Raw genomic sequence first — 24,278 nt, 5'->3', positions numbered from 1 at the left:
TATTTACGGGTATATGTAGTTTTATATATTGAGAGCGTTAATTTAGATAAGCGGGATACTTCGGAACGAGAGGTATCCCGCTTTCATTTATGCGAATCTGGCAGACTTGAATAGCTCTCTTTGTCCTCAGCTGTGGATTCCACGACACTAAAAACTACATGCCTTTTACCACCAGCACGATACCGCCTGGATGGTTAACATTTGTCCGGAATGAGAAAGATGATTGAAGAAACTTCGTTGTATTGTGCTGAAATTGATAAACGGCTCAGGGATTACTGAGGAACCGAACGTGTCTTTTCTAATTTCAATTCCGTCTTAAGTTCTTCGATTCGCTGTTCAGAATGACGGTTTGCAAAATAGAAATAGATGGCAAAAGCGAGAAATACTTTGCCTAAGATAAATATGGCAGCCAGTACCCATCTCCACAGTTTATGCACACGCATGTGGCTGGAAGTAGATTCGATGTCAATGAGATCACTTTTACGACCTCTTCTGGAATTATTGTTTCTACGGCCCGGTGCTTCAATAGACAGTGCCTGGAAGTCATTTGTCCTGACAATTTCATTGATTTCTGTTTCAATCTTTGACCAGATGGCGGGGGTAGGCGGGATGGCCATATTCATAGCAATCTGCTCAAAATTTATTTCAACCTGATAAAGTGCTTCCTCAATTTGGGGATGTAACTCTTTAAGTCTCAATAATTCTTCAGTTTCTGCATCTGAGGCCGAACCCATGACAAAGGATTCAAGTATTCCGCTTTCTATGTATTCGTTAATTTTCACTATCATTTCTCATTATAGCGAAAGCCTCCTTTAAAGTCTTCCGGATTGAATCTTCTTGTTTATTTAATTCGATTGAAATTTCATCAATCTTTTTATTTTTATAGTAAACGTTGCAAAATACTGTTTTTTGTGCGTCATTTAGACGTTCAAAGTATTCATTACTAGCTTGTTTAACTATTCCTGCTGCAGATGATTCAATCTGTGTAGGATTATCCATAAATGTGGATAACCTTTCTTTTGCAAATCTTTGTAATTTCATCCAATTACTGCCATTATCCCAGTCCATGGTGGCAAAATGCAAAGCAACATCACTAAATATCTTTACCAAACATTCATCGGCCACTTTGCGGTCTTTCACAATTTCAAAAATGTAGCCTAGTAACATTCCTCCATAGCTCTCATATAAACTATGTATAGTTACCGGCTGCTTTTGTATTGATGTTTGTCGATCAATTTTCAGCATACAATTATTTCTTGTTCAAATTTTACGATAATCCGTAAGATTTTCTCCAAGAGTTATTTGGGAATAGTCGATATAAAAGTATGGAAAGTTTACGATATTAAGAAAATAAATACGATTGATTGTTGATTGCCAGGTGTTTAGAGCTTTTGGGAATGTTAGGGCTGAATTGTTTTTATCCTAAATTCCGTGATGGTTTACCGAATTTAGCTGTTCAGTAAATTATTTTGCATATTATCTTTTTTAGTGTAGATTACACTGTCAATTCTAACCAAATTTCAATCAAATTAATGCCAGTACTTACGCAAGATCTCTCTGCTGTGATTTATAAAGTTGCGACATATCATTGCGAAGTGTCCTATAAGCAATTATTTCATGCCTTATACCCTGGCTTAAGTAAGTTTTCTTTTGCCATAGTTAACTCTCATGAACTGGCTGAGGAAATTGCCGGTGATGTCATGATCCAGTTATGGAGGAATAGGGACAACCTGCTAAATATAAAGAATATACAGGTCTATACCTTTGTGATGGCTAAGAATTTATCCCTAAATGCATTACGCGTAAAGGCTGGTTATACCATCTCCCTTGATGAAATTGATGTCGAAATTAGTATCAATACCCATACACCAGAACAAATCCTGATTACAGATGACCTTAAAAAAATTCTTGAAAGGTCAATAAATTCCCTCCCTCCAAGATGTAAAAGGATATTTAAACTGGTGAAAGAAGATGGGCTCAGTTATAAAGAAGCTGCACAGATACTGAATGTCTCTACGAAAACTGTGGATGCACAGCTGGTAACCGCACTTAAACGCATTGCTACCGCACTGCAAACCGCTTATAAACTGGTTTAAAATTTATTTTTATTTCTTATAGGGAGTTTCCCGGATCTGTGTGTCCTTGAGGTATAACCAAGTATATCTCATTTTGAATGGACCAGAACAGGATAATTATTCTTTTAACCAGGAGACTTGCCCGGGAAGCAACTCCTGAAGAATTAAGTGAGCTGGAGGAATTGTTTAAAAACAATCCTGATGCGGTTTATTATGAGCAGGCATTTAAAGAGATATGGCAGAATGATTTGATCAAGGATGATCAGCATACCGCAGATGCCTTTGCCAAACACCAACTGAAATTTTCTGATGATTTTAACTCTCCTCTACCGGCTGTGCACAGTGCTGATGCTGAATTTGTTGCTGAATCCGAAGGTAGAAGATCCCGCTATCATGGCTTTAAACTTTTGTCATTCATGGCTGCAGCAGTGGTCTTGCTTGTTGTGGGAGCCGGACTCTATAAACAATGGTCTGATGCAGAGAATAATAGTTTTATTGAAATTACCGCAGGTAAAGGAATTCGTAAGATGATATTGCTACCCGACAGCAGTCAGGTTTGGTTAAACTCTGAAAGCAAATTGCGGTACAGCAAGAACCTGACCAGTAATGACAATAGGGTGGTTACCCTTTCCGGAGAAGGTTTTTTCGATATCAAAAAAGATAAAGAACATCCATTTATTATCCATACGGATAAGTTTGCGATACGTGTATTGGGTACAGCCTTTAATATCAGGGCGTATGCAAATGAACAAAAAAGGGAAGCTACACTGATCAGGGGCCTGATAGAGCTGTCACTCAATGACCAGCCCAAACAAAAGATTTTACTTCGTCCGAATGAGAAGCTTGCCTTGTCTGACACAAGAGAAACAGAGAGGGGACAACTCGCACGAAAAGGAGAAAACAGAACTGTTTTTATTGAAACTATCGTCCCTGTCCAGGTTCAGGATACCAGCTATATTGAGGAAACGGCGTGGGTAAGTAATAAACTGGTATTTAGTAATGCTTCGTTACAGGAGCTTGTTCCAAAGCTGGAAAGCTGGTTTAACGTTAAAATTGTACTGAAAAACAAGAAGACTGCCAGCTACCGCTTTACCGGAGTTTTCGAAAATGAAAATGTTGCCCAGGCACTCACTGCCATGAAACTGATACGATCCTTTGACTTTAAAATTATAGAAAATGAAGTGATTATAAATTAGAGATGAAGCGGGAGATGCTGCAACATATCCCGCTAAAAGGTCTCGCAACGACTTGATCAGCAAGGCTGACCAAGGTATTCTACAAAAAACTTATTGTTTAACCTTAATTGATAAAGTTATGAAAAAAGATATACTTTCTAGTATAGGTCTTTTTATTAAATATGCCCGGCCCAGTACACCAAATATAAATTTCCTGTTAATGTTTAAAATAGTGTTTTTACTGACATTCGTATTTTGCCTTGAAGTCTCCGCGGATGGCTATTCGCAGGGAATGAAGGTTGATCTGCAGTTTAAAGAAATGAGCGTTAAAAACGCACTCTCCTTACTCGAAAAGAAAGCAAATCTCCGCTTTCTTTACAGCGATGAATTGCTTCCAACGGATAAAAAAATATCTATTAACATGATACAGACACCGGTTTCAACGATTCTTGAAACTATCCTGGAAGATACCGGACTAAGCTACCAGCAACTGAAAGAGAACCTGATCATTATTGTGAAAGATGATGGGGACCACCGGGCTTTGCAGATCAGTGGATTGGTAACCGATACAACCGGAGCACCTTTACCGGGGGTGGTGGTTAGGCTTAAGGGAACGAAAACGGCTACGGCGACAGGTAAAAATGGCCGCTATACATTAAGCGTGCCTGATGGGACGGGGATCCTGACCTTTTCCTATGTGAGTTTTGAAACACTGGAACTTGCAGTGAATTCCCGTTCGGTGATTAATGTGACGATGAAAGAGAGCCAGTCGTCACTCGGTGAGGTGGTTGTAGTGGGCTATGGTCAGCAGAAAAAGGAAAGTGTTGTTGGTGCAATTTCAACAGTAAATATGTCTGAACTGAAGACAGCGGCACCACGTTCCCTGGCCAATGCCCTGGTGGGGAAAGTAGCCGGGGTGATCGCTATTCAGCGGAGTGGCGAACCGGGTTATGATGACGCACAATTTTGGGTGAGGGGGATCAGTACCTTTGGTGCAGGGCAGAATCCGCTGGTATTGGTCGATGGGGTAGAACGCCCCCTGAACAATATTGAGCCGGAAGAGATTGAGTCTTTCAATGTTTTGAAAGATGCATCTGCTACTGCTGTGTATGGTATACGTGGCGCGAATGGTGTTATTCTTGTGACCACCAGGCGTGGAAATAAGGAAAAGCCAAGTATAAACTTTAAATATGAGCGTGGGATTACTGCACCGACAAGCCTGCCAAAGCTTGTGGATGCCCCAACTTACCTGAATTTATATAATGAGGCACAGCTGGCATCAAACCCGTCTTTCATTACTCCATATACCCCCGAGGTGATTGAGAAATATCGTTCTGGTGAAGACCCATATTTATATCCTAATGTGGATTGGCTGGACTTGATGATGAAAGACAAAGCCAATAACCAGCGTCTGAACCTGAATGTCAGTGGAGGAAGTGAAACTGCCAGATATTTTGTATCTGCGTCTTATTATGCGGAAGATGGGATTTGGAAAGGCGACAACCTGAACGATTACAATACCAATGTAGGATTGAAACGTTATAATTTCAGGGCGAATACGGATATCAATCTCAGCAGGACAACGGAACTGAGTATCGGTTTAGGAGGTATTCTTGTGAATGGGAATTATCCTGGTACGGGTGCACCCAATATCTGGCTTGGAGGTCCGGGCACGGGAACTGGCGGAGGGATTATGTTCAATACACCGGTAGGTTACTCGCCCACGTATCCGAACCCTGATGGTTCAGGTGTGCTTTACGGAGGAATCAATGGGGTGGAGAATCCATATGAACTGTTAACAGGAAGGGGGTTTGCAACGGAATGGCGTAACAATATTCAGTCGGATATTACCCTCAAACAGGATCTTTCCGGTATAGTTAAAGGTTTTAGGGCACAGGCAAAGTTTGCTTTTGATGGGTATAACCGGCATTTTATACAACGCACCCGTGTGTCACCAAGATATATCGCAACGGGAAGGGATGACGAAGGCAATCTGCAGTTGACCAGGTGGACTGAAGGACAGCCCGATCTGGGCTTCGGTAAGCAATCGGGAGGAAACAGGCGTATTTATATCCAGGCGAATGTGGATTACAACAGGACTTTTGGAAACCATACCATTGGCGGATTAATTTTATACAACCAGCAGGATTACCAGGATGCGGAGGCGAATCAGGCCATCGGTGCCTTACCCTTCCGTCTTCAGGGGATGGTGAGCCGTTTGACCTATAATTATAAATCCAAATATTTTGCCGAGTTGAATGCAGGGTATAATGGATCAGAAAACTTTAAAAAGGGAAGCCGTTTCGGGCTTTTTCCTTCCATTGCTGCCGGTTGGATTGTTTCAGAAGAAGGTTTCTTCAAGAACAATATAGCATTCATGAAGTACCTGAAATTGCGGGGTTCATTCGGATATAAAGGGAATGACCAGATTGGGGGCCGTAGATTTGCCTACCTCACCACTATTGGAGGGGGTAACGGAGGATACAATTTTGGTATTGATAACAATAACTCTATTGGTTCAAGGGGTGAAGACCAATGGGGGGTAGACCTGACCTGGGAGACAGAGCGTGAAGTAAACGTAGGTATTGAAACACGTTTCCTGAATGGGTTTTACCTGCAGGCAGATTTCTTCCACCGCCACCGTAAAGATATTTATGTTTCCCGGAATTCACTTCCTGCAATTATGGGTTTGATCAATAATCCTTATGGAAACCTGGGGGAATTTAGTAACAAAGGGGTAGATGCCACAATGGAATACAGGCGTAAGGTGGGAGCTGTAGATATTACCTTCCGTGGAAACTTCACCTTTGCAAGGAATAAGCTGATCAATATGGACCAGCCTGACTGGCGTTATATTTACCAGAACAGACAGGGTAAACGATTGGGACAGCCATTTGGCCTGATTGCTGATGGATTATTCACCGATGAAGCTGAAATTGCAAGTTCGGCTACCCAAACCTTCGGCCCTGTTCGCGTTGGGGATATCAAGTATAAAGATGTGAATGGAGACGGAGTGGTCAATGCATCCGATCAGGTAGCCATCGGGAATCCTGATGTTCCTGAGATTATTTATGGTTTCGGTACAACGATAGCCTATAAAGGCTTTGATCTTTCGGTATTCTTCCAGGGATCGGGCAATATGGATTATATGCTTGGAGGGATCGGATTTTTTCCTTTCACAGAAGCCGGATTCAGGGGGAGTGTGAGTGAATATGCACTGGACCGCTGGACCGTAGAGAATCCGAGTCAGGATGTGTTGTTCCCCAGACTGTCTTATGGACAGGGATATGATCCCAATAACCAGAATGCTGCTCCGAATAACTACCAGCCCTCAACCTGGTGGCAGAGAAAGGCCAGTTACCTGCGACTTAAAACTGCGGAAATAGGATATACCATTCCTAAATCCTGGTCGCAAAAGTTAAAGATCAATACGCTGAGGGTGTATGCAAGTGGTTTTAACCTGCTTACCTGGAGTGGTTTCAAATTTTGGGATCCTGAATTGGGAAATGGCAATGGTGCACGCTATCCTATCCAACGTACTGCAAATTTCGGTGTAAACATGAATTTTTAATCTCAAGTAAAATGTCAAGTATCAAACTATATATATCGCTGCTTTTATTAAGTTGTGTATTCACTACATCCTGCAAGAAAGCTTTTCTGGATAAGCAACCGGATGATATGCTGGACCTGGACCAGGTCTTTAAAAACAGGCTGGAGACTGAACGGTATCTCCGTAACGTATACAGCTATCTGCCTGATGAAATTTATCCCTTCTCGAATTACTCCGGGATTTCTGATGAAGGAGACATCATTTTTTCTGCGGCGACTTCAAACCAGATCAATACGGGAAACTGGTCGCCGATTTCCATCCCTTTTGATGAATTTGGCGGAGATTACCGGGGGATACGCTCGGCAAGTGTATTCATCAATAAAGTATCAGAATGCCGGGACTGTGAGAATTATGTTCCCGGTAGCACGGCTATATGGGCTGCAGAAGCCAGGGCATTGCGTGCATGGTATTACTTCTCGCTGCTGCGTAAATATGGCCCTGTAGCTATTATCAGAGAAGTCTTGCCCGTGGATATTGATGCTTCGGCTACGCAGATTCCACGTAATTCCTATGAGGAATGTATTGATTACATCATTGCAGAACTGGATGCCGCCAAGGCGGTCCTTCCCCAAAGGATAACGGCCGACCAGGATTATGGAAAAGTAGATCAACGGGTAGTACTGGCCATGAAATCCCGTATTCTTTTGTATGCTGCGAGTCCGCTCTGGAATGGAAATACTGATTTTTCAAATTTCAGGAATGCCGATGGCAAGCAGTTGGTCAATGTAACCTTTGATAAGGAAAAATGGAAGAAAGCCGCTGATGTGGCAAAAGAGTTAATCGATCTTTTACCTGCGGGTCTGTATAAAAATTCTGATAATCCGGCTGATTTTGATCCTTTTATTTCCTACAGGGATTTGTTTTTTGAACGCTGGAACAGGGAAGTGATCTGGGCCCGTCCTGGAAATTCCTCCGCTCAATGGGAAAAACACATCGGCCCACGCCAGGTGAACGGATACAATGGAGGCTGTGTGACCCAGATGCAGGTGGATGCTTACCACATGGCGAATGGTTTAAGGATAAATGATGAAGGATCGGGCTACGTAGAGAATGGTTTTTCGACTGCGGATGGTAAATACAGTAAGAATGGCGACTGGAATATGTATACGAACAGGGAACCACGTTTTTATGCGACCGTCTTGTATAACGGAGGGATCTGGCCATATGTGGGTAACGGGACGATCAAAATACAAATGTATGCCACCGGACTTTCCGGTAAAAATGGCTCCCATGATTTTTCTACCACCGGATATCTGATAAAGAAATTTTCCAGTCCGAATACAGACCTGGTCAATGGAAGGCACATACAGATGGCTTATATCTATTTCAGGCTGGGAGAGATTTATTTAAACTATGCGGAGGCGCTGAATGAATATTATGATGGCGGCCATCCGGATATTGCCACTTATGTGAACCTTATCCGCCAGCGCGGAGGGATTGCACCTTTGCCCGCCAATTTAAGTCAGTCGGATATGCGTGAACGTATCCGCAGGGAGAGAAGAATAGAACTTGCTTTTGAAGGTCACCGGTTATTTGACACCAGGAGGTGGAAGATTGCTGAACAAACCGATGGCGGACAAATGTATGGGATGAATGTAAGCAGGGGAACGAGTTTCACCGATACGGAGTTTTATCAGCGCTCGGTTTTTGAAACCAGGGTATTCCAGAGAAAGCATTACCTGTGGCCAATTCCCCAATCTGAAATGGACAGGAATAAAGTAATGGTTCAAAATCCGGGCTGGTAATCTTAACATTTAAACTGAACTCAAAATGAAACAAGTTTCACAATATATATATGGCCTATGCCTGCTTTTTCTGGCCGGGGGAATCACTTCCTGCGAAAAAGATGAACTGAAGTACATAACGGATAATGTTCCACCGGTAATTTATGTTTCTGGTGCTGTTGATAACCAGATAATGGTTAATGTAAATAACGCCCAGGTGGATAAAGAAGCACAGGTGGTGATCAAAACCTTTGGCATTAACCGTTCCGGTATACAAAGCAAAGAGGCATATGCGGTTAATTTTTCTGTAAATACGGATCAATTGCCGGCAGGAACAGTTGCCCTTGCTGCAGGTGATTACGAATTGTATACTTCACAACCGGGTACCGGAACCCTGTCAAAAATTGAAGTCCCATCGGATAAGACTTCGGCGGCTGTTTACTTTAAAATTAGTAAGGCCGTTCTGGAAGCAAACAGAGGGAAGAAATTGGCCTTAAATGTGGTCCTTTCCAATCCGGATAAATATCAGCTCAATGAACAGCTGTCTGCCGCTACGATCATTGTAGATGTTTCTTCATTTGAAGAACGTAAAGTAGAGGTGACCAATACCTATTTTAAAAATCCTGGTAATACACGGTTTGACAGGGCCGATAATGCTTCCAGCCGTTTTGGATTACTGAAAGACTGGACGGTAAATGCTGCAGTAAAAAATATCAATGGTGTCGGTGGATTTGACAGTTATAATGGGGGAGCTTTTATGGCCATGGAACGCTGGTCTACCCCGGCCATACCTAATGGTAAAATTTACCAGACTTTTAATTTGCCGGAAGGTAAATATGAATATACGATGGACTTTGAATCGGCAAGTGTAAGTAATGTGGTGTATCTTGTTGTGGCCAATGGGGATACGTTACCTGATGTGGCAGGGATTGATTCAAGTATTGGGTATTCAGGACATCAGAGCCCATCAGTTTCTTTTGTGATGACGGAGAATAAGCAGGTTTCCATCGGTGTGCTGGCTAATTTCATCAACGACTACCAGAACTTCAGGGTGAGGGGAGTAAGGCTTTACAGTTACGTAAGCCCTTTTAATTAGTTTTTACCGGGGACAAATGTTTTGGATATTCAAGTTTGTCCATGCAATAGCCAAAAAAAGCCAGTCTCATCCATCTGATGAACTGGCTTTTTTGTTAAGACAATAATTTCTTGGAATATATACGGGTTTAGAACAAGGTGCCCTGTTCTTTTTCAGAATGGTCTCTTTCAAATCTGAGCAACCATTTTTTCTTATCTACTCCTGCGGCATAACCTGTCATACTTCCGTTGCTGCCGATGATACGGTGGCAGGGGATGAGTATGGCTAAGCGGTTCCTGCCATTGGTAGACGCGATTGCGCGGATTGCCTTTGGATTGTTCATCCTGTCGGCCTGCTCTTTATAGGAGCATGTTTTCCCGTAAGGAATTTCCTGGAGTGCTTTCCATACGGTCTGTGAGAATTCATTGCCGGGGGTATGGAGCGGAACGGTAAATGTTTTCCGGCTTCCCTCAAAATATTCATTCAGCTCCTGCTCCAATTGTTCTGAATACTGATTACGTCCCGGATGCATGGTCGCATGGAGTAAATTTTTCAGGTCACTGATCTCTTTTTCCAATCTGATCCTGTCGGTAAATTCCAGCAGGCAAACGCCTTCTGTGGTTACACCGGCCAGCATCGGTCCCAGGGGGGTGGAGAGCTCAGTTATGCTGATCACCCTATGGTCATCAGGCAGGGTTTCAGCAGGGGTATCAAATATCCAGGCATAGCGGTCGGTCAGTTCCGCATCTGCCAATGGGTGTATATTTTTCATGATTTAAAGATATTACATTAATTCATAATTTGATACCATTATGTGCGACGGTTAATCAGCAGGTAAGGCTGCTGTAGGAGACCAAAGAAATCCTATTCAATAGGGATCAAACAAAATCCTGGTGGTGCTGAAGTCCCCTTCGCTAATAAGCGTTTTTATCCCCCTTGATCATATTCATCAGTGTCTGGAAGATGATCTGGCAGTCGAGCCAGAAACTATAGTGTTCAATATACCACAGGTCAAAGTCAACGCGTTTTTGCATCTGTCCGGAGATCGTGGTTTCGCCCCTGCAGCCATTCACCTGTGCCCAACCTGTAATTCCGGGCTTTACTACATGCCTCAGCATATAATTTTGTATGGTATTTCTTGATTCCTGGTGTAAAGGAATAGGGTGGGGGCGTGGGCCTACCAGGGCCATGTCTCCCATTAAAACATTAAAAAACTGGGGAAGTTCGTCGAGATTCGTTTTACGGAGGAACCTTCCTATAGGTGTAACCCTTGAATCATTTTTTGTGGCCTGGAGGTATTGCCCGTTTGCATTGACGGTATCACTGTTATAGGTCATAGATCGGAACTTGTAGCAGCTGATTTGTTTGTTGTTTAAACCTTGCCGGTTCTGTTTGAACAGAACGGGACCACGTGAAGTGAGTTTGATCAGCAGGGCAATGATGGGGAAGAGCCACCAGAATATAGTCAGGAACAGTATGATGGTAAAGCAAAGCTCAAAGATACGCTTGAACCTTTGTTCCGTCAGGTCGTCCAGCGGAGAGGTGCGGATCGTTAAAAGCGGAAATGTACCAAATAAATTCATGCTGGCCGTAGAAGTGCAGAAGCGGTGGTAATCCGCTATGATCCTTACCCGTTTGGCTTCTTTTTCACTGATGATAATAATTTTTTCCATTTCCATGCTCTGTGTTTCCGGCAGGGCCACAATGACATCGTCGATTTCATAATCTTCGAGGATCCTGGAGAGGTCAGCTATTTTCCCCAGATATTGCCCGTTGATAGAAGGATTGGTCTGCTCATCCAAAAATCCAACACACCTGTATCCGAAATGGTCATTAGAACGGATGGTGTTATAGAATTTCATACCGGTATCACCCGTACCTACTATCAGTATGTTTTTGATATTATACCCATTTGACCTCAGCCGAAGCAGCGACTGTTTGATAAAGAACTTAATTACTGTAATGCCTGTAAAGATAAGGAGGGCATAGAGTAAGGTAAATGTCCTGGGATAGGGGTAATACTCAAAAAAATAGAAGAACAGGAAGGTGAAGAAACAGGTATGGAGTAAGGTAGTTTTGAGAATGGCTATAAACTCATAGGAAAATGACCTTGTCCTGAATTCCTCATACAAATGGACTGACATTCCAATAACGGGCCATGCAATAATGCTGATCCCAAGCAGCAGCAGGTTAGGGACTGAAAAGAATACTTCTCCCCAACCAAAAATATGCTGATAAGTACAGAGAAAGGCCAGCATCAATACGAGGTAATCCATCAGGAGTCTTAAGAGGAAATTAATAGTGTGGCTAGCTTTCATATGATGCATGGTTAAAGCGTGTTCTGAACTGAACAGGCTGATAATTAGGTGCTGATCGTATTAAACACCTTTATGAATTGATTTTCAATGTGCGTGATGTCGAAATTCTTTTCGGCATACGCGCGGCCATTCCTGCCCATTTCCTTTCGTAGGGCAGGATCAGTGACCAGTTTTTCAATTTGCTCGAAAAAGCCTTGCAGGTTATCCGGTGCAATGCAGTAGCCGGCATGATTGTCCAGCACAATAGAGGCGCTGAGGTTATGGGGAGGCATGGCCAGAACGATGGGTTTTTCTGCACACAGGTAAGCGAGTACTTTGGAAGGCACAGAATAAGCACCTGCATCATTTTCCAGTATGGCCAGCAGGATGTCTGCTGTGCCAAAGACCTGGCCCATCTCCCTGAAATCCTGGAAGGGAATCAACAGCAGGTTGTCCAGCTGCAGTTTCTCTTTTTCCTTTTGCAGGAAGGATGCCCCTAAACCCTCAGAAATAATGATAAAAACCACTTCTTTATGTTTGCGGAAATATTCGGCGGCAGCAGATAGGATGGATGGATTGTGCTTTAATCCAAGTGTTCCGGAATAAACAATACAGGTTTTATCAACCACCTGGTGCCGCTTTGCCCATTCATTTTTCTTGCCCGTAGGTGTGAGTTCCTGTATAGGCGCCCAGTTGGGAATACAGGTTACCTGTTGCGGATTGATCTTCCATTCCTGAAAGAGCGGATTAAAGCCGGGGGTAATACTGATGACATGCGAACTTTTTCTCATCAGTCCGGCTTCCAACTGTTTGAAATAATACCATATGGGGAAGCCGATGAAACCCAGCCTTTGCCGCGCGATTTGCCGGATGGCAACGGTATATATATCCTGGCACCAATAGACAAATTTGATTCCCTTCCTGATACAGTATTGTTGTAAATGCTGCTGTACAAACAAGGGGGTGGTACCGCTTAATACCACGTCGGGCTTGAAGGATTCCAGTTTATGGACGAGCTGTTGTGCATACTCAATTTCCTGCTTCCGTCTTTTTAAAAGAGAATACTTATCGAAGTCACCTGTGATCGTAATCGGCAACACCGTTAAGCCGGATTCCGAAAGCGGAAGGTCTTCAAAGTTTCCTTTGGGCGACTGGAAGGAAACCGAGTACGCATGTAATACCTCATGTCCACTTTGGACAAACTGCTTACTGAGCTGAAGGGTGAAAGCATGGCCGGAGTGATCATTAACTACAATTTTCATCTATATATATTTGTTATTGGTGAGGATAGGTTCATCATTTTTTTCTTTTGTATAAAAGGTCCATTTGTAAAATTTGTAGGTTTTCCGTTTGAAAGAAACCCACAGGAGCAATGAATTCAAATCCCAGTTCTTTCACGAACGCATGCATTTCATCGAACAGTGGTTCACCTTCATACATCTGCACAAAAGAGGTTTCAAATAAGAGGTAATCAATATGGGGCAAGCTATGTATGGCGCCTTTTAGTACCTCCTTCTCAAATCCCTGGACATCCATTTTCAGTAATGCCGGGGAGAGCAGGTGCAGCTGTTCCTGCAGGTCATCCAATCGTTCCACGGGAATTTCTATCCGGTTGGAGCTGACTGTTTTCGGGAGCATGTCTTTTTGCAATGCGGATACCTGCAGTGCCGAGCTGGCATGGGAATAGGCATTACTGTAAAAATCGAGCGTTCCGGTAGAGTTCCCCAGGGCTATATTGTACGTGTTGATACGGGAAAGCTGGCTGGTATTGCGCTGCAGGATAGGATATACTTCTGGAAGGGGTTCAAACGAATGGATGTGCGCATCAGGGTAAAAGTGACTGGCGGCAATGGCAAACTGGCCCTGGTTGGCGCCTGCATCTATAATTGTGCCTAAGGTTGGTATATAATGCCTGCAGTTATGCAGTATTCGGGTAGAGGCTACCGAAGCGCCTTTTTCTACCATCGATTTGAGTCCCCTGCCGGAGGACAGATACACTTTTACTGCGTCGGTTAATTTGTAGATCATACTCATGTCGAAAATTTTAGGTTCCAGCTATCTTTATAAAAATTGATTGTTTCCTGTACACTTTTATCCCAGGTGAATTGTTGTGCCTGTTGCAGTCCGCGGCTGATCAACTGTTGTTTGAATGTTTCATTTTCCAGTGACCTGATCTTTTCCGCAAACAGCATCGGGTCAGGACTTTCTGCCATCAGTCCGGCTTCCCCAACAACTTCGGGAATGGACGTCATGCAGGTTGTTACTACCGGACAACCGGCTTTCATGGCCTCTCCGGGAGGAAATCCGAAGCCTTCATACGCCGAAGTATAAAGGAGGCAGAAAGCATGGTTATACAATACATTCAGGTCGGCCTGGCTTACTGTTGGGAAAATATGGTAGCGTCCTGCTATTTTTTCCTCCATCATGCCCATTTCTTCTTTACTCCAGGCTTCCCCACCAATGGCGACCAGGCGGAAGGAAGGGGGAAGCAGTTCCATTGTTTGTACCGCGAGGTGAAAATTCTTATAATTCCTGCGTGCGCCTACATACAGGATGAATTTCTCTTCAAGATTGAGATCCAGCGAACAGCTGATGGGTTGTTCTTTGCCGATCGGGTAGAAGTTGCCGATACCGTGGTGGATCACCCTTACTTTCGCCGGGTTAATTTGAGGGAAAAAGTGAAGCAGGTCCTGGCGCGTACTGTCTGAGATACAGATAATGCCATCGGCACGGTGTATCCCATATGCTTTTTGCAGGGTATTTGCCAGTCCCCAGGGAAACTTAGAAGCCAGCTTCCGCTCATGCACAAAGTCGTGCACGGTAAGGATATTCAGGATATTCTTTTGTGGGGACACGCGCAGGTATCCTCCGTGAAAAATTGCAGCGGCAGGAAGGGAATAACGCAGCGGCAGGTAGCGGAGATATTTAAGGGGAATACGGCTCTCCCGGATACAATTGAAAAGCTTGTAATCAATCCTCTGCTCAAGGATATTGTTGGATTTTTGCTGCGCATTTAAAAAGCCAATGGAAAGTCCGCTTTTGCACATGCCTGACAACAGCTCATACCAATAAGTAGAGACGCCGCCGGCTTTCTGAATAGAAAATACACTATTGTCTAAAAATAACTGCATGATGATATTGTTTTAGATCCACATATGTAACATTACTGGGTTTCCGGAGAGATAATGAATCCCTTTTACGAGGTAATTATATTCCGGTACTACGCCTTTGATCAGTTCGATCAGTTTTTCATAATCCTGTCCTTCATGATAGGTGGTGATCGCTATTTTGGGCTTGCTTTCCCGGATGGTCTCCAGTGCACCTCTGATCATGTTCTCTTCAAAGCCTTCAATATCTGCCTTCAGGTAATCTATTTTGATTCCCTTTTCAGCGAAGAGGCTATCGAGGGTAACCACATCGACTTCAATTGCCTCCCCGTCCTGGCCGTCCTGCCCGATTGTACCATTCAGTATGGTGTCATCAGAAGTAAAGTTGATATAGGCCTTCTGGCAGGTATCACCGGCAGCCAGTGGCAGGATCTCTACATTGTCTTTTTGCCGGAAAAGTTCCTGCAGGGAATCGATGAACAGGGGTAAAGGTTCCATGACAAAAATGCGGCTGGCAGTGTATTGGTGCTTGAAGGCAAAAAATCCCTCCGCGCTGCCACAGTCGACCACGACATCACCGGGTGCAATCGCTGTCTGCGGGATCTCATAATAATGCCAGTGTTGCGGCCTGGCTTCTGTCATGACCATGGCGAAACTGTAGAACGGTGCGGATATGGGATAAATGAAGGTATCCTCATGGCCTTTGATCCGGTAATAATTGTACTTTTCGTCCTTGTTGATCAGCGTGGCCTTTTCATTGGCTACATCATACATGCGTGGGGAGAACAGATGGTATATCATTTCATGCCATGCCGTTCTCTTCCTTATCTTTTTATTGAAAAGATAGTGAGACAATAAAGAGGTCCGGAATTGAATTCCCCAGAGAATACTACGTAATTTGTTCATGCTCCAATTTTTTAGTTAATCCAATATGATAGGCACAGAGTAAGGCTACGATGACGAGAAAAAGATCTATTTGGCTGAAAAAGAAACAGACGGCCACATATCCCAGGTAGCTCAGCTGAAAGTGGGGAGTTCCGGGTCTCGTTTTGGTCAGGATCATGAAAAAGAAAAACAGGGAAACTGCGCCGAATTCTGCCAGGATGAAAAACCAGCGCATATTGAGGTTCTGACCGCCAATACCTGCCAGTTTGTGTTGATAATTCATTTGCCCGAAAAAGTAACTCGGGGGAATGAAGGTGCTGTTTCCGGCTCCGTATCCAGAGATAAAGAGATAAGGTTCCTCCCGGAGGAAATCTACCACCGGCAATTCCATATCCCTTTGCAGCGGGATTCCAAAAATGATATTACTCCTCCCCCAGAATTCGTTGTTGTAGCGGTAAGCCGACCTTTCAAAGAGAAGCCGGTAAGTGGCGTCGTTGCGGTTAGCCATATATTGCTTCAGGAAATAATCCTTGAATGCAGCGAACGAAAGGAAAATACCTACAATGACCAACAGCGTAGTGATGATCTTCCATCTCACCTGCATTAGTCTGGGTAGGCACAGGAAAAGGATACTGCCTCCCAGAATATTGATCCAGAAGGTTTGTGAAGAGGTAAGGATCCCTATAATGAACATGAACACCACCATTTTGTAATTCCGGTCTTTCATAAAAAAAGGAATGGCCAGGGATAGAAAGGCGCTGAACATTTTGGGTTCCCCGAACAATGCCTGCACGCGTATGCCGAGGGGACCATTAATTTCCTCCTGCAGGTAACGGCTTTGCAGGCCCAGGAACTCACTGAGTTCCACATTATGGAAAATGAGCTGTACGGCGATCTGCACAAGCGCAATGATGCAGGATATCACCGCAATCTTTTTCATGCTTTCACCGAATTTTTCGAAGGAAAGCTGTTCCCTGTCCTGCACGATCTTAGCACCGATGGCAAAAAAGGGCAGATAGGTTTTGAGGTAAAAATAGATGGGTTTGGTATAAAAAGCATACACCCTGCCACCAGGATAACTGAAAGGATCTTTGTACAATTGTGTGATCAGAAAGACCACAATATTTGATAACAGGGGTAACAGCAGCAGAAAGAGATACGCTGGCCTGATATACTGCTTGCCGGTAACCAACAGGTGTGCCTGTTCAAGGAGAATGAAGATACCAACAAAGAGGGTGGCATTAAAGGTAGGGCCGATGGCCAGTAAGGTATAGGCCTCTGAAGCAAAGGCATAGAGCAGCATATCGATGATCGATATCCGCTTATTATAGTACAGATACAACAGTATCGCGGCAATGACCAGGGGCATACCTTCCCTGAAACATTCCACGAATATATTACTGCTCTGAAGAATATCGTACCCGGTTTCCATATTAATTTGCTAGTCTGTAGATGCGTTTGTAGAAATTGTACAGTAGGGTATTGTTTTTCACTATTTTTTTGATCCTGATCGATAAGCTGCCAGGGTTATACAGGGTCTGAACAGTGAACCTGTCTGCTTCTTCATCAATGTAATTTCCTTCAGGGTGACTGATCTCCGCTATTTTGCCGTACCGTATCTTGTTGAACCACTTGGGGGTAGAATGGGTATGGGTTGCGTTTTTGCCAAAACCGATATTTTTGACCAGGCTGATATTGGGGGTGATTACCCATCCTTTATGGAACCACACACTCATGAACCACTGGATATCCCAGGTGTCGGTCTGGGCCTGATAAATGGATTGCAGCTCTGCTTGAAGAAAGGTATTCAGGCCTTGGGGAGGGAAATGGCTGTACCGGTTAAGGCTGAAGTCGTAATACTGCCAGGCGCGCCGCCAGGTAGCCCATCCCCATACATGTGCATAGCGGGAAAAATAATAGGAGGCCTCTCCCCGCCAGGCGCCCGACTGGTAATTGCCTGCGTTGATATGCAGTATATCTTGGTTTGACCGGTATTTCGCAAGCATGGCTGTACAAAAAGAAAAGAAGGTAGGGTCTGGCAAACAATCGTCTTCCAGTATAATCCCTTCTTCCACCTGGCTGAAAAACCAGTCGATCGCAGTACTTACCGCTTTTCCGCAGCCCAGGTTATGGGGACGGAAAAGTGTTTCCACTTTACAGGGCCAGTCGATCCCAGTCAGTACCGCTGTTCTGACAGCCTCGCAGGCTTCCATTTCACCGGGCTGGTCTGGCCTTGGGCCGTCGGCAGCAATAAACAGCTGTTCGGGCTGTTGCAGCCTGATTTGCCCAAACACCTTCATTGCCTGTTCAGTACGGTTAAATACCAGAAGTAAGATTGGCGTATGTGTAGTGCTGCTCATTTGAACTCCTTTTTTTGTTTGGTGGATAATAAATTGCCGGTAAAAGCCATCAGGCTGTCATACACTTGTTTTGTATCTGAAAAGGCCAGTATAGGGTGGAACATTTTTTTGGTGAACTGGAATCCCTGACCGCTTTTATCGAGCAGGAGCAACATCCCATTTACAGCCAGGTAGGCCGCGACAGTGGCTATGGCAGCACCAATCCCCCCATAGGTCGGGATCAGTAAAAAATTAACGCCCACATTAACCAGCAGGCCTGCCAGGTTGGTATACAGATAAATCTTATACTCTCCTTCGACAAACAGATATTGCACTAAAACGATATTGAGAAAAACGGGAATACCTGCCCATATATGGATCATCAGCATTGGGGAAGCAGCCGTATAATCTTTGCCGTACAGGAGTGGAATAATCAGGTGTGCAGTCAATGTAATCACAACGGCGATCACCGTACTTAGCCAGAAGGACAAGCGTAGCAACTTCTCTAAGGTGAGCAGGTAAGCATGCTGGCTGAGCTTTTTCTTTTGGATGAGGCCTGGCAGAATGGCTACGGATATCACCATGGGAATGGCATACCATAACTCAGAAATCCGCGCAGCGCTCACATATTTTCCCAGTTCTGTGGGGTTGGAAAGGACATCCAGCAGGACCAGGTCTATCTTCATAAACAAGATCACCAGGAGGTTGGACAGCATCAATGGCCAGCTTTTGGCCAGCAGTGCTTTTGCCAGCGACCGGTCGATGCGCAAGCTGAAATCTGAAGCATTCTGGTAACCAAATACGACAAGGATGATCATATAGGTGAGGAGCATTTCTATCACCGATGCCCATAGAAAGACCATCAGGGTACCGTTAAGAAATATAATCAGGAGTTTGACTACACAGAAAGTAATGAATACCATCACCTTCGGAATGATTACTTTTTTTACATCATTCTTTGCCTGGTAGAAATAATCCAATACATCAAAGGACTGCAGGACAATAATCAGCGCAGAAAAAATAGTACAGTACAAATAGATCTGCTGGTGTTGCCTGCTGAACAGTACGATACCTATGCCTATGGCCATGCAGATGATACTGGCTATAATCCTCATCAGGATAATCGTTGCCACGATGGTTCCCTGCCTTTGCTCATTACTGATCAGTTCTTTCACGGCGAGCTTATCCATTCCCAGTATGGCCACACTACCGATAATGGTGGTCAGTGCCAGCGCATAGTTCCACATCCCGAATTCTTCAGGTCCCAGGTGGCGGCCAATAAGTGCCACGATGATCACGCCCGGAAAAAGTTTACTGAGCTTATCGAGCAGGAGCCACCCGCTATTTTCAAGTAGTTTATCCAATGCGCTGTTTTATTTTTTTAACCAATGATGACCATGTATAATTCTGTTGTTTATTTCCTGTGTACGAATAGTGACCGTAATAGTCATTCGGAGAGAAATTATCCTGTATAATACCGTTGAAGATGACCCCCGTATTTTTAAAGAAGCCCTTTTTCAGGTTTTCTGATACCGCATCCAGTTTAGACTTGCGTGTAAAATTGTACCGTACCACAAAGAGGGTACAGTCTATGTAGTTTGCAATACTTTTGGCATCAGATACGATACCGATAGGCGACATATCAATAATCACGTAGTCGAACAGCTCTTTCAGCCTGTTCAGCAATTCACCCATGCGATTGCTTTCGAGCAATTCGATAGGATTGGGTGGAATAGCTCCGGAAGAAACGAGATACAGTTCATCTGCACCAGGTACTTTTCTAATGATCTCTTCCACGGTTTTATTGCCAACGATATAATTGGTGACACCAATGTTATGGTCCAGCCCGAAAAACTGTGAAAGTTTAGGGTTTCTGAGGTCCAGTTCCACCACGACCACTTTTTTATTGCCCACTGTTAGTGAATTTCCGAGATGGGCAGAAAGGAATGTTTTGCCTTCTCCCGGAATGCTCGATGTAAGGAGGATAAGTGGGCTGCCGATAACTCCTGTAAGCAGGAATTTTAGGTTCGTACGCATGTGGAATGCCTGCTCTACCAGTAGTGAACGGTTCTGGAGCGACATATCATGTTCTCCTTCTTCCTGCAGGTAAATTTCGGCGATCACAGGGAAATCAAATACCCGTTCGATTTCTTTTTTATGGAGGACGCTGGGATTTAAGAAATATTTGAAGTAGATGTAGGCGCTGGTGAGTAGGAGTCCGACAGCGATAAAAGCAATGAATACAATGGTTTTTTTGGGAGACATGGGTTTGTCCGGTACAAAAGCAGGGGCAATTACCTTATTGTCTACCACATTACTGGCGTAAGCCACCGAAGCTTCTTCTTTCTTTTTTAACAGGAACAGATACAGGTTTTCCTTCACGCCCTGTTGTCTCTTGATATTGATGTACTCTCTTGCGTAGGTCGGTATATTGGATATTTTACCCTGTATCTGGTTTACCTTTTGCTGCGTTTCTTTTTGCACCACGCCGGCATTCCTCCTGTATCCGGCAATATAATCGCTGATGGTTTTGCGGGCATCGGTGATCTGTGATTCTAAATTTTGCAGGATTTCGCTGGCAGGCCGGAGGGAGAGTGACAGCCGTCTCTTTTCCCTGAGCATTTCCTCATAGCGGTTGATCATTGAAGTGAGTGTCTGGTCAACGTTACCGAGTACGGGCGCGAAGGGATAATCGCCAGAAGGATTGTTCACATAACTTTCCACCTGGTCGAAAACCGAAAGCTGCATATTCGCTTCACTTAACCGGATATCTGCTTCTTTTACCTGTTCCAGGGCCAGTTTGGAGCCGGCATCAATATCTGTGATGCCCCGCTGGATCTTGAAATTTTCTTCCTGTCTTTCCAGCAGTCCCAGTTCCTGTTTTAACGAATCGATGCGCACGGATAGGAAATCGACCGTTTTTAAGGCCGTCCTGTTCTTGTCGTTCAGGGTATAAATATTATAGGCATCAAGCAATGCATTGAGGAAATGGGCCGCCCTTTCAGGCACGGCGTCTTTATAGCTGAGCAGTATGACCGTGGCATCACGGTTAACCAGGGCTGCGCCTATTTCTTCGATTTTTTCATAGGCACACTCCGTCACGGAGTCTATACTGATCCGGATGGTTGCTCCTGCATCGGCATTGGCCGAAGAAGGGCGGTTAATGACAAATTTATCCTTCGCTACGAGGAATGGTTCGCCGGGTCTGACCGTCAGTTGGACGTTATTGCCATGGACAGCATCCACCTGTTTTATCTTCAATACATTCTTCTCCTGCGTGACATCAAAAATATAGGTGCCAACTTTAGAGCTATCGCTCAGCACACGTATGCTGAGTGGGGGATGGCTATAAATTTCTTCATTTTTTATAGCTCCTTTTACCTCATAGCGGATGTTAAAGCCATTGGCTGCAATCACTTTTTCTACCAGTACAGGAGATTTCAATACCTCCATCTCGTTTTCAATATTTTTATTGCTGTTGAAAAGTGAGAGGGATTTGAGTGCATCCATTTCTTCTCCACCTTTTTTTTCATCCTTCAGATAGAGTTTGGCAGAAGACATATACATCGGTGTGGTGTACTTCAGGTAAAGGAAGGCACCGGCAACCGTAACCAGCAGTACCAAAAGATACAGTGGCCAATGGAATATGATCTTCTGGAATAGATCATTCAGATCTATTGCGGTATTCTTGTGGTTTGTTGTTTTTTCCTGATTCATAAAATCGATCATCTGTTTAAAATGACAATGGTGGTAATGAGGGATATCACGCCCATGATGGCTGGAAGAAGTTGTATGGTTTTAGAGGTCGCAAACTTGCGGTCGGGACCGGGTTTTACATATAAGACATCGTTGTTTCTGAGATAATAATAAGGGGAGGAGAAAATTTGGCTATCGTTCAGGTTGACGGAAGTATAGGTTTTGATGCCATTGATTTCCCTGATGACCATGATATCGTCCCTTTTGGCGGTGAGGTTAAGATCGCCTGCCATGCTCAGCACATCCAGGATGGAGGCCCTTTCTGCCCCTATACGGAAGGAGCCTGGGTGGGCAACATCGCCCAGGACGGATACCCTGAAATTTACCAGTCGTGTGGATACGAAAATATTACGGGCGGTTTTATCCAGTTCCTGGGTAACCAGGTCGTTAATGGCGGTAGTGGTCTTGTCCTTTACATTTATTTTCCCGATTACCGGTAAGGCGATATAACCGGCGCTGTCTACGAGGTATCCCTGTTCTATCCCCCCACCGGATGTGGAAACAGAAGCAGAAGCCGGAATGTTGGGATTAAATATCTGCGATATTTCCTTATCCATCGTGGTAATGGTGATTTGTAGGATATCACCTGATTGTATTTTCAGTTGCTGCATGCGCTGAAGGGAATCGACACCTGTAGTGGCTGCAATATCATTGAAGTAAGTAAGTTTCCGGATGCCTGAGCATCCCGTAATGATGGCCAAAACCAAGATTAGTGGTAAGCTGAATTTCAATCCCATATATTGAGTAGTTATTAATGTTTTTTTGTAAAAAATGAAGCGTGAATGCAGCATCTTACTACATTCATTACGCTTTAACCAGGGCGGAAGCAACAGGTGCGCCGCTAAGGAATTTGTTCTGCTTTTACTTTCATTTCAGCTATGCCCACATCCCGGTTCTTACTTTTATAAAAGCTATCCCTGAGTTTTTGCTGGGCAGGTACTTCCAGGTGTTTGTGTATGAAAAAACTCAGTGGCACAAGAATCAGGAAGAAAATGAATAAAGTGATGGGCGAATGGAGTACGATCCGGTCGATATGAAAAGCATCAGCCAGGAGTGCGAATGAAATATTTAAAGAAAAATGAATTAAATACATGGCATAACTGCAGTCACCGATCACTGCCCATTTTTTACTCAGCGTGCCCTTGGTGGTTTCCCACAAGGTTATGGCCAATACCGTGCATGGGGACACGAAAGTCCGGAATGCGAAGTTCTTGCCCAGTGCGAAGGCTGACTGTGCTGATTCAGCAGTTTTATGGGGGAATATATCCAGGTACTGCTTCATGAAGATATCACGGAGATAGGAGAAATAGTATTCTGCAAAGAGTAAAATCCAGATAAAAATGGTAAGGATGACCAATGCAGACAGGTATTTTTTTGCCTTGTCTTCTTTCAGCATCCAGACATAAAGGTAGTAAACGAGGCCACCCAGAAAAAAGGAGTACATTCCTTTCCCGATGAGGCTAAAATAATATTGTATGAATATCCCTACGGGGATAAAGAGGAATAACAGCCATTTTTTGTTTTGTAGTTTCAGGAAGCAAAGGAGGAAGAAAACCAGGTAAAGGAATACTTCTACAGAACTCGACCAGGAGGGTGAGTTTAAGGATAAACCTTTCTCGAATCCCCAGTTTTGTATAAAAAAGAGGTTCAATATAAAATGATAAGTGTCGTTGTATTGCACGATAAAGTAATGTCCCGCATTCCTAAGCATCAGCCATTGGAGTATGGCTACTGAGATTAAGGTCACCAGATGGATAGGATAGAGTCTGCTGAGACGAAAGACCATAAATTTACGGAAGTCCATTTTTCCATTGGCAATCCGTTCGGCATACAGCCAAAAGAAAATGAATCCGGAAAGGAGGAAGAACAAGTCGACTGCGACTGCACCTTCATTGTAGATGGCGGATAGGTAAGGGTAGAAGGGAAGCGCTGCCTTATCAATGCTTTCTTTTACCCAGGTGTCATTTGCATAATAGTAAAACTGCCAGTGGTACAGGACAACGATTACAGCTGCGATTCCTCTTATGGCATCAAGGGCATAGAAATGCTGAGGGGGGCTTTGAGTTATATTCATTCCGTATTTAGATGATAAAAAGGGTCAATCGATAATATTCAGCTTTGTAACTATGTAAATTCAAATCTAAATCAGAATTCTTATAGTTTTAAAGCTGAGGGGGTTAATGAATGGAATGAATAAAACGAATGGAAATCCTTGCGAATGAACAGGAGCAAGAG

19 protein-coding genes are annotated in these 24,278 nt (G+C 43.9%); 5 read left to right on the top strand and 14 right to left on the bottom strand.

The genetic code is table 11. The features are described from left to right. Window positions 1-272: 272 nt before the first annotated feature. Together ACSBL2_RS23035 and ACSBL2_RS23030 are read right to left on the bottom strand one after the other, a co-directional pair. Window positions 273-788, bottom strand: coding sequence for a hypothetical protein (locus ACSBL2_RS23035; protein ID WP_442588913.1), 516 nt, complete (start codon window positions 786-788; stop codon window positions 273-275). After that, window positions 772-1,245, bottom strand: coding sequence for a hypothetical protein (locus ACSBL2_RS23030; protein ID WP_442588912.1), 474 nt, complete (start codon window positions 1,243-1,245; stop codon window positions 772-774). Before ACSBL2_RS23030 ends, ACSBL2_RS23035 begins: the two co-directional genes overlap by 17 nt. Window positions 1,246-1,532: 287 nt before the next feature. Here ACSBL2_RS23030 and ACSBL2_RS23025 point away from each other — a divergent pair, with 287 nt between their 5' ends. The 5 genes from ACSBL2_RS23025 (at window position 1,533) to ACSBL2_RS23005 (ending at window position 9,680) form a co-directional block, all read left to right on the top strand. After that, complete coding sequence (locus ACSBL2_RS23025; RefSeq protein ID WP_442588911.1) at window positions 1,533-2,096, top strand: sigma-70 family RNA polymerase sigma factor; 564 nt, start codon at window positions 1,533-1,535, stop codon at window positions 2,094-2,096. Between the two features lie 77 nt (window positions 2,097-2,173). Further along, complete coding sequence (locus tag ACSBL2_RS23020; RefSeq protein WP_442588910.1) at window positions 2,174-3,271, top strand: FecR family protein; 1,098 nt, start codon at window positions 2,174-2,176, stop codon at window positions 3,269-3,271. A 199-nt stretch (window positions 3,272-3,470) separates the two neighbouring features. Beyond that, window positions 3,471-6,821, top strand: coding sequence for a SusC/RagA family TonB-linked outer membrane protein (locus tag ACSBL2_RS23015; RefSeq protein ID WP_442588909.1), 3,351 nt, complete (start codon window positions 3,471-3,473; stop codon window positions 6,819-6,821). 11 nt (window positions 6,822-6,832) lie between these two features. Beyond that, window positions 6,833-8,605, top strand: coding sequence for a RagB/SusD family nutrient uptake outer membrane protein (locus ACSBL2_RS23010; RefSeq protein ID WP_442588908.1), 1,773 nt, complete (start codon window positions 6,833-6,835; stop codon window positions 8,603-8,605). A 25-nt stretch (window positions 8,606-8,630) separates the two neighbouring features. Beyond that, window positions 8,631-9,680, top strand: coding sequence for a DUF5013 domain-containing protein (locus tag ACSBL2_RS23005; protein ID WP_442588907.1), 1,050 nt, complete (start codon window positions 8,631-8,633; stop codon window positions 9,678-9,680). A 127-nt stretch (window positions 9,681-9,807) separates the two neighbouring features. Here the strand turns inward: ACSBL2_RS23005 and ACSBL2_RS23000 are convergent, their stop codons facing one another. The 12 genes from ACSBL2_RS23000 to ACSBL2_RS22945 form a co-directional block, all read right to left on the bottom strand. Continuing rightward, a complete protein-coding gene (locus tag ACSBL2_RS23000) occupies window positions 9,808-10,431 on the bottom strand; it encodes a methylated-DNA--[protein]-cysteine S-methyltransferase (protein WP_442588906.1) in 624 nt (207 codons plus the stop codon). 142 nt (window positions 10,432-10,573) lie between these two features. Next, entirely contained in the window at window positions 10,574-11,977 is a 1,404-nt protein-coding gene (locus ACSBL2_RS22995) for an undecaprenyl-phosphate glucose phosphotransferase (RefSeq protein WP_442588905.1), read from the bottom strand. A gap of 44 nt (window positions 11,978-12,021) precedes the next feature. After that, window positions 12,022-13,218: a glycosyltransferase family 4 protein gene (locus tag ACSBL2_RS22990; RefSeq protein ID WP_442588904.1), complete on the bottom strand. Its 1,197-nt coding sequence runs from the start codon at window positions 13,216-13,218 to the stop codon at window positions 12,022-12,024. A gap of 34 nt (window positions 13,219-13,252) precedes the next feature. Beyond that, window positions 13,253-13,990, bottom strand: coding sequence for an FkbM family methyltransferase (locus ACSBL2_RS22985; RefSeq protein WP_442588903.1), 738 nt, complete (start codon window positions 13,988-13,990; stop codon window positions 13,253-13,255). Further along, complete coding sequence (locus tag ACSBL2_RS22980; RefSeq protein WP_442588902.1) at window positions 13,987-15,087, bottom strand: glycosyltransferase family 4 protein; 1,101 nt, start codon at window positions 15,085-15,087, stop codon at window positions 13,987-13,989. Before ACSBL2_RS22980 ends, ACSBL2_RS22985 begins: the two co-directional genes overlap by 4 nt. Window positions 15,088-15,099: 12 nt before the next feature. Continuing rightward, window positions 15,100-15,969: an FkbM family methyltransferase gene (locus tag ACSBL2_RS22975; RefSeq protein WP_442588901.1), complete on the bottom strand. Its 870-nt coding sequence runs from the start codon at window positions 15,967-15,969 to the stop codon at window positions 15,100-15,102. Then, the gene (locus ACSBL2_RS22970) at window positions 15,953-17,380 is read right to left on the bottom strand and encodes a hypothetical protein (protein ID WP_442588900.1); all 1,428 of its coding nucleotides are present in this window, start codon (window positions 17,378-17,380) and stop codon (window positions 15,953-15,955) included. Before ACSBL2_RS22970 ends, ACSBL2_RS22975 begins: the two co-directional genes overlap by 17 nt. Window position 17,381: 1 nt before the next feature. Then, on the bottom strand, window positions 17,382-18,308 hold the full coding sequence (locus ACSBL2_RS22965; RefSeq protein WP_442588899.1) for a nucleotide-diphospho-sugar transferase: 927 nt from the start codon (window positions 18,306-18,308) through the stop codon (window positions 17,382-17,384). Next, the gene (locus ACSBL2_RS22960; RefSeq protein WP_442588898.1) at window positions 18,305-19,651 is read right to left on the bottom strand and encodes a flippase; all 1,347 of its coding nucleotides are present in this window, start codon (window positions 19,649-19,651) and stop codon (window positions 18,305-18,307) included. Before ACSBL2_RS22960 ends, ACSBL2_RS22965 begins: the two co-directional genes overlap by 4 nt. Continuing rightward, window positions 19,644-22,004: a GumC family protein gene (locus ACSBL2_RS22955; protein WP_442588897.1), complete on the bottom strand. Its 2,361-nt coding sequence runs from the start codon at window positions 22,002-22,004 to the stop codon at window positions 19,644-19,646. The genes ACSBL2_RS22960 and ACSBL2_RS22955 overlap by 8 nt, the downstream gene beginning before the upstream one ends. Window positions 22,005-22,012: 8 nt before the next feature. Beyond that, window positions 22,013-22,780 carry a polysaccharide biosynthesis/export family protein gene (locus ACSBL2_RS22950; RefSeq protein WP_442588896.1) on the bottom strand — a complete coding sequence of 256 codons (768 nt, stop codon included), beginning with the start codon at window positions 22,778-22,780 and terminating at the stop codon, window positions 22,013-22,015. Window positions 22,781-22,884: 104 nt separating this feature from the next. Beyond that, complete coding sequence (locus ACSBL2_RS22945) at window positions 22,885-24,117, bottom strand: acyltransferase family protein (RefSeq protein ID WP_442588895.1); 1,233 nt, start codon at window positions 24,115-24,117, stop codon at window positions 22,885-22,887. Between the last annotated feature and the right edge of the window lie 161 nt (window positions 24,118-24,278).

The organism is Pedobacter sp. AW31-3R, from assembly GCF_052180285.1.
In the GTDB taxonomy this organism is placed as follows: domain Bacteria; phylum Bacteroidota; class Bacteroidia; order Sphingobacteriales; family Sphingobacteriaceae; genus Pedobacter.
Note: the sequence above shows the minus strand (reverse complement) of the source record. Positions and strands in the feature narration are given on the sequence as shown.